This window comes from Chromobacterium vaccinii (assembly GCF_000971335.1).
Classification (GTDB): domain Bacteria; phylum Pseudomonadota; class Gammaproteobacteria; order Burkholderiales; family Chromobacteriaceae; genus Chromobacterium; species Chromobacterium vaccinii.
In genome coordinates this window covers 129,841-136,262 of sequence record NZ_JZJL01000007.1, presented here as the reverse complement: position 1 = coordinate 136,262, position 6,422 = coordinate 129,841, and the positions used below count along the sequence as shown (strand labels likewise).

The 6,422-nt window shown below is 70.9% G+C and carries 7 protein-coding genes; 5 read left to right on the top strand and 2 right to left on the bottom strand.

Annotated features, from left to right (window positions below; all coding sequences use genetic code 11):
• Positions 1 to 81: 81 nt before the first annotated feature.
• The 4 genes from VL52_RS05545 (at position 82) to VL52_RS05530 (ending at position 3,469) form a co-directional block, all read left to right on the top strand.
• The gene (locus VL52_RS05545) at positions 82 to 594 is read left to right on the top strand and encodes a GNAT family N-acetyltransferase (RefSeq protein ID WP_046156099.1); all 513 of its coding nucleotides are present in this window, start codon (positions 82 to 84) and stop codon (positions 592 to 594) included.
• Positions 595 to 604: 10 nt separating this feature from the next.
• Complete coding sequence (locus tag VL52_RS05540; protein WP_046156098.1) at positions 605 to 1,699, top strand: NAD(P)/FAD-dependent oxidoreductase; 1,095 nt, start codon at positions 605 to 607, stop codon at positions 1,697 to 1,699.
• Positions 1,700 to 1,771: 72 nt separating this feature from the next.
• Positions 1,772 to 2,536, top strand: a complete 765-nt coding sequence (locus VL52_RS05535) for a DeoR/GlpR family DNA-binding transcription regulator (protein ID WP_046156097.1) — start codon at positions 1,772 to 1,774, stop codon at positions 2,534 to 2,536.
• A gap of 153 nt (positions 2,537 to 2,689) precedes the next feature.
• On the top strand, positions 2,690 to 3,469 hold the full coding sequence (locus tag VL52_RS05530) for an EAL domain-containing protein (RefSeq protein ID WP_052717497.1): 780 nt from the start codon (positions 2,690 to 2,692) through the stop codon (positions 3,467 to 3,469).
• Here VL52_RS05530 and VL52_RS05525 read toward each other — a convergent pair.
• Positions 3,424 to 4,641 (bottom strand): MFS transporter, encoded by a 1,218-nt coding sequence (locus VL52_RS05525; protein ID WP_046156096.1) that lies wholly within the window; start codon positions 4,639 to 4,641, stop codon positions 3,424 to 3,426. The two genes, VL52_RS05530 and VL52_RS05525, sit on opposite strands and share 46 nt — an antisense overlap.
• A gap of 112 nt (positions 4,642 to 4,753) precedes the next feature.
• Here VL52_RS05525 and VL52_RS05520 point away from each other — a divergent pair, with 112 nt between their 5' ends.
• Entirely contained in the window at positions 4,754 to 5,647 is an 894-nt protein-coding gene (locus VL52_RS05520; protein WP_046156095.1) for a LysR family transcriptional regulator, read from the top strand.
• 87 nt (positions 5,648 to 5,734) lie between these two features.
• Here VL52_RS05520 and VL52_RS05515 read toward each other — a convergent pair whose 3' ends face one another.
• Complete coding sequence (locus VL52_RS05515) at positions 5,735 to 6,361, bottom strand: bifunctional 4-hydroxy-2-oxoglutarate aldolase/2-dehydro-3-deoxy-phosphogluconate aldolase (protein ID WP_046156094.1); 627 nt, start codon at positions 6,359 to 6,361, stop codon at positions 5,735 to 5,737.
• Positions 6,362 to 6,422: the final 61 nt, after the last annotated feature.

Genomic DNA, 6,422 nt, shown 5'->3' with positions numbered 1-6,422 from the left:
TTTCGGCCAGCCCTGGGATGCCGCGCAGCAAGCCGCCATCGCCCGGCTGGGCCGGCTGGCCGCCGAACAACTGAGGACCACATGATAGAAAACGGCCTGCTGATCCGTCCGGCCGAGGCGGCCGAGCTGCCGCTGCTGGCGCGGATAGAGCGCCGCGCCGCGCGGCTGTTCTCCCCCGCGGACCTGCCCTCCGCGCTGTCCGAGCACACGCTGCCGGCCGAAACCCTGAGCGCCGCCCGCGACGCCGGCCTGCTGTGGGTGGCGGACGACGCGGGCCTGCCGGTCGGCTTCGCGCTGGCGGAGATCGTCGACGGCCAGCTGCACCTGGCCGAGATGGACGTGGACCCGGACTACGCACGCCGCGGCATCGGCTCCGCGCTGCTGCGGCACGCGCTGGCCCAGGCCTGGCTGCGCGGCTGCGCCGCCGTCACCCTCACCACCTTCTCCCACCTGCCGTGGAACGCGCCGTTCTACCGCCGCCACGGCTTTATGGAATTCGAGCCGCCGGCCGGCAGCGCGCTGGCGGACCAGCTGCGCGCCGAGGCGGCGGCCGGGCTGCGCAACCGCGTCGCGATGCGGCGCGCCCAGGCATGAGGACAGGCCGATGGACAGGATAGACACGGTAGTGATCGGCGCCGGCGCGGTCGGCCTGGCCGTCGCCAAAACGCTGGCCGAGGCCGGGCGCGAGGTGGTGATCGTCGAGGCGGAGCGGGCGATAGGCCAGCACGCGTCCAGCCGCAACAGCGAGGTGATCCACGCCGGCCTGTACTACCCGGCAGGCAGCCTGAAGGCGAAGCTGTGCGTGGCCGGACGGGACGCGCTGTACCGCTATTGCGCCGAGCGCGCGGTGCCGCACCGGCGGCTGGGCAAGCTGATCGTCGCCAGCCGCCGCGGCCAGCTGGCCAGGCTGGATGCATTGGAAAAACAGGCGCGCGCCAACGGCGTGGACGACATCCGCCGGCTTAGCGCCGCCGAGGCCCGCGCGCTGGAGCCGGCGCTGGGCTGCGCCGCCGCGCTGCTGTCGCCGTCCACCGGCATCGTCGACAGCCACGCGCTGATGCTGGCGTTGCTGGGCGACGCCGAAGCGGCCGGCGCGCAGCTGGCGCTGGCATCGCCGGTGGAGGGCGGCGCGGTCACCGCCGACGGCATCGTGCTGCGCGTCGCCGGCATGGAGCTGCTGGCGGACAAGGTGGTCAACGCCGCCGGCCTGTTCGCGCCCGACCTCGCCCGCGCCATCGCCGGCCTGCCCGTCGATGCGGTTCCGAAAGCCCGCTACGCGCGCGGCGTCTATTTCTCGCTGCAGGGCCTGGCGCCGTTCTCGCGGCTGATCTACCCGCTGCCGGAAGCCGGCGGCCTGGGCAGCCACCTGACGCTGGACCTCTCCGGCCAGGCGCGCTTCGGCCCGGACGTGGAATGGGTGGACGGCGTCAACTACCACGTCGACCCGGCGCGCGCGGCCGCCTTCTACCACGCGGTGCGCGCCTGGTGGCCGCAACTGCCGGACGGCTCGCTGACGCCCGGCTACGCCGGCATCCGCGCCAAGATCGCCGGCCCCGGCGAGCCGGACGCCGACTTCGTCATCCAGGGGCGGGCGGTCCACGGCGCCAAGGGCCTGGTCAACCTGTTCGGCATCGAATCGCCGGGGCTGACCAGCTGCCTCGCCATCGCCGAGGAGGCCCGCGCGCGGCTGCTCGGCTAGCCGGGCCGGACGTTGACGGGCGCGGATGCAAATCGCTTACAATCAGCCGCAATACGCGGAGAAACAACAAGCATGCTGATTCTGAATCAACGTCAACAAGAGCTGCTGGACCTGGTCAAGCGCGAGAGCTACGTCAGCGTGGAGAAGCTGGCCGACCACTTCTCCGTCACCCGCCAGACCATACGCCGCGACATCTCGCTGCTGTCCGAACACCAGCTGCTGCAGCGCTACCACGGCGGCGCCAGCGTGCTGTCCAGCGTCGAGAACGTCGCCTATCAGGCGCGGCAGGTGCTGTGCATCGAGGAAAAGCGCCGCATCGCCGCCTGCCTGGCCCGCCACATCCCGGACAACGCCTCGCTGTTCATCAATCTGGGCACCACCACCGAGGAAGTGGCCAAGGCGCTGCACCGCCATCGCGGTCTGAGGGTGATCACCAACAACCTGCACGTGGCCGAGCAGATGTGCGACTACCCGGACTGCGAGGTGATCGTGCTGGGCGGCTCGCTGCGCAAGCGCGACCGCGGCCTGACCGGCGAGGCGACGGTGCAGATGATCCGCCAGTTCCGCGTCGACTACGGCATCATCGGCGTGTCCAGCATCGAATCCGACGGCACGCTGCGCGACTACGACTACCGCGAAGTGCGCACCACCGAGGCCATCATCCAGCAGTCGCGCCAGGTGTTCCTGGCCGCCGACCACAGCAAGTTCGACCGCCCGGCGCTGGTGGAGCTGGGCCGGCTTTCCCAGATCGCCGCGCTGTTCACCGACAAGCCGGTGCCGCCGGCCATCGCCCGCGTCATCCAGGAGTCCGGCACCCAGCTGCACCTGGCGGAATGAACGCCTGCCGACGGTTTCCGCCGCCGGCCTCCAGGCCAGAAAGACAACGGCCCCGCGGGCCGGAATACTCTGCAAGATTTTGTTAGCGCGTCTTATTCCGCTACGTGATTTTGCTATGCTGAAGCATCGATTCCTCACCAAGGCAGGTGCGCCATGCAGCCCACTCTTGGCGCGCAGGCGGGCAGCATGCTGTTCCGCGACGCTTCCGGCCGCTACTGCTCCAGCCTGGCCGGCTACCGCCTGCTGAGCGCGTTCCAACCCATCTTCTACAAGGGCGGCAGCCTGTTCGGCCACGAGGCGCTGCTGCGCGTGGTGGACGAGGGCGGCGAATGGCTGCCGCCGGACCGCTTTCTCGCCTCGCTGGCGCCGGACATGGCGCTGGAGGCCGACCGCCTGGCCCGGCTGATCCACGTGCGCAACTTCGCCCAGAGCGGCCAGGGCGGCTGCCTGTGCCTGAACCTGATGCCCGCCACCGTGCAGCAAGACCAGAGCGGCCGCACCCACCTGCCGCTGCTGAGCAGCATGCTTCAGAGCGTGGAGCTGGACAGCGGCGGCGTGATCTTCGAGCTGCCTGAGTTCGAGGTGGAGCACCACGGCCAACCGCTGCTGAACGGCATGCGCCACGCGGCGGAAATGGGCTTCGGCCTGGCGGTGGACGACTTCGGCGCGCTGCCTTCGCGCCGCGACAGGATGGGCGAGCTGAGCCCGGACATCATCAAGATCGACCGCAGCCTGCTGCTGGACCACATGGCGGGCCAGACGCAAAGGCTGCCGGCGCTGCTGGAATTCGGCTGGCAGATCGGCAGCCGGATGCTGGTGGAAGGGATAGAAACCGCCGAGCAGCTGGAAGCGATGCGCGCGCTCGGCGTCGAGCTATACCAGGGCTATCACCTGGGCAGGCCGGGCGAGCTGGCGGTGGCCCGCCAGCTGTAGCCGCTCCGGTCCAGCCCCAGGCTGAGCAAGGCCAGCAGGGCCAGCGCCGCGCCCAGCCACAGCGGCGCGCGCAAGCCCCACCCGGCGTCCAGGCACAGGCCGCCGGCCCAGGCGCCGAACATCAGCCCCAGGTTGACCACCGCCATGTGCAGACTGTTCACCATCGGCCCCGCGCCGCCGGCGCGCACCACCCGCGCCACCATCGCCGGATTCATCGGCAAGCCGGCCAGCCCCAGCAAGCACACCCCGGCCACGGCCAGCGCCTGCCATTGCGCGCCCAACGCCAACGCCAGCATCACCAGCAGCAGCGTCAGGACGCCGCCCTGCAGCACGCGCCGGGTGTGGCGGTCGGCCAGCCGGCCGGTGACCAGATTGCCCAGCACCGTCGCCGCGCCGTAGACGCCGAACAGCAGCGGCACCATCGCCGGGGAAAAACCGCTGACGCGCAGCAACAGCGGCGCGAGATACGTGAAGGCGGCGAACACCGCGCCGATGATCAGGCCGCTGGACAGATAGGCGGCCCACAAGGCCGGCCGCGCCAGCGCCCGCCATTCCCCGCCGGCATCCTGGCCGGCGGGCTTGTCCCCGGCCGGCACCGCCGCGGCGATGCCCAGCATCGCCAGCCCCACCAGCGCCGCCACCAGCCAGAACGCCGGGCGCCAGCCCCAGTATTGATCCAGCAGCGTCGCCATCGGCAAGCCAGCCACCGAGGCCAGCATCAAACCGTTCAGCACCAGGCCGGCGGCGCGGGCGATGCGGTCCATGCCCACCAGCTCGCCGGCCAGCGCCAGGGCCACGCCGAAGAAGGCCGACTGGGCGACGCCGCAGACGATGCGCGACGCCAGCATCTGCGGATAGCCGTCAGCCGTCGCGCCGATCAGCTGGCCGGCCAGGAACACCGCCAGCAGGCCGAGCAGCGCCGGCTTCCGCCGGACCGCGCGCAGCCGCCAGGTCAGCAGCGGCCCGCCGATCACCACGCTGGCGGCGAAGGCGGACACCAGATTGCCGACCTCGGCCAGCGAGGCGCGGAAGGCCGCCGCCAGCGACGGCATCATGCCGGCCACCATGAATTCCGAAGTGGCCATCGCGAAAACGCATAGGCTGAGCAGATAGATGGCGGCGGGCCGCGGCGGCGCGCCATTGGGTTCGGGATGCGCTGTCGTCGTCGGCATGGCAAAGCTCCTGCATGGGTTGAAACCCCGATGCTAAAAGCGCGTCCATGACGGATAAATGGGTTAGCATGCCGCTCATAACGGAATTTATTTCCGCAATTCAGAGAAAACCATGGACAGAATGAGCGGAATCGAGCTGTTCGCCCAGATCGCGCGCCAGGGCAGCCTGGTGGCGGCCGGACGGCGGCTGGGCCTGTCGGCGTCGGCGGTGGGCAAGGGGCTGGCGCGGCTGGAACAGCGGCTGGGCGCGCGGCTGGTCCACCGCAGCACCCGGCGGCTGGCGCTGACCGCCGAAGGGCAGCAATACCTGGCGCGCTGCCTGCGCATCCTGGAAGAGGCGGAAGCGGCCGAACGCGAGCTGCAGCAGGGCCTGGCGGCGCCCAGCGGCCGGCTGAAGGTGGGCGTGCCGCACGAAAGCGGCCTCTTGACGCCGCATCTGGCCGACTTCATGCGCCGTTATCCGCAGGTGGCGCTGGACCTGGACTACAGCGACCGGCTGGTGGACGTGATCGGCGAGGGCTTCGACGTGGTGGTGCGCGGCGGCGAGCCCGGCGATTCCCGGCTGGCCGCGCGGCGCTTGGGCAGCTACCACATGCGGCTGCTGGCCTCGCCGGGCTATCTGGCCGAATACGGCGCGCCGCGGACCGCGCGCGATCTGCAACACCACCGCTGCCTGCATTACCGGCTGCCCCATAGCGGCAAGCTGCTGCCGTGGCCGCTGTTGGACGCCGAGGGGGAGGACGCCTCGCCGCCGGTCAGCGCCAGCTGCAACACCGGCGAGGCGCTGATCGAGCTGGCCGCGCGCGGCATGGGCATCGCCTGCCTGCCGGACTTCTCCGTCCGCCGCGAGCTGGCCGCCGGCGCGCTGGCGCAACTGGACGCGCCCGCGGTGGCGCGCAGCGGAAACATGTATCTGCTGTGGCCGGCGACGCCGGCGATGCCGCCGCGGCTGCGCGCCTTCATCGACCACATGGCCGAGCGGGTGTTCGCGCCTGAGACCCGCTGACGAAACCTTGGAACCAAGACGCGGCCATGAAAGCGGCCATGAAAAATGCCGCCCGTGGGCGGCATCGATGCAGCGGCAGCGGGGCGCTTAGCCGGCGCTCAGCTGGCAGGCCTCGCGGGCCAGCGCGGTGATGCGGTCCCAGTCGCGGGCGGCGATGGCGTCGTCCGGCGTCAGCCAGCTGCCGCCGACGGCCAGCACATTGGGCAATGCCAGGTATTCCGGCGCTTTCTTGATGTCGATGCCGCCGGTCGGGCAGAAGCGCAGGTCCGGGAAGGGGCTGGCCAGCGACTTCAACAGCTTGACGCCGCCCACCGCCTCGGCCGGGAACAGCTTCAGCGTGTTGAAGCCTTCGTCCTGCGCCCACATCGCTTCCGACGGAGTGGCGATGCCGGGGATCAGCGTCAGGTTGGACGCGCGCGCGGCCGAAGCCAACTCGCCGGAGAAGCCCGGGCTGATGCCGAACTGCGCGCCGGCGTCCACCGCCGCCTCCAGCTGGGCGCGGTTGCGCAGCGTGCCGGCGCCGACGATGGCTTCCGGCACTTCGTCGCGCATGCGGCGCATCGCCGCCAGCGCCGCCTTGGTGCGCAGCGTCACTTCCAGCACCTTGATGCCGCCGTTCACCAGCGCGCGGGCCAGGTCCACCGCCACCGCGGCGTCGTTGACGATGATCACCGGAACCACCGGGCCCTGGCGCAGTACAGACAATGCATCCATTTCCATCTCCTGTTGGCGGACGGCCAGACCACGCTGCGCCGCCCTGCTGAATATTGTGCCG

Bases quoted from the DNA above. Each gene is read 5' to 3' on its own strand.
- VL52_RS05545 (WP_046156099.1), top strand. From the start codon at position 82: ATGATAGAAAACGGCCTGCTGATCCGTCCGGCCGAGGCGGCCGAGCTG.
- VL52_RS05540 (WP_046156098.1), top strand. From the start codon at position 605: ATGGACAGGATAGACACGGTAGTGATCGGCGCCGGCGCGGTCGGCCTG.
- VL52_RS05535 (WP_046156097.1), top strand. From the start codon at position 1,772: ATGCTGATTCTGAATCAACGTCAACAAGAGCTGCTGGACCTGGTCAAG.
- VL52_RS05530 (WP_052717497.1), top strand. From the start codon at position 2,690: ATGCAGCCCACTCTTGGCGCGCAGGCGGGCAGCATGCTGTTCCGCGAC.
- VL52_RS05525 (WP_046156096.1), bottom strand. From the start codon at position 4,641: ATGCCGACGACGACAGCGCATCCCGAACCCAATGGCGCGCCGCCGCGG.
- VL52_RS05520 (WP_046156095.1), top strand. From the start codon at position 4,754: ATGGACAGAATGAGCGGAATCGAGCTGTTCGCCCAGATCGCGCGCCAG.
- VL52_RS05515 (WP_046156094.1), bottom strand. From the start codon at position 6,361: ATGGATGCATTGTCTGTACTGCGCCAGGGCCCGGTGGTTCCGGTGATC.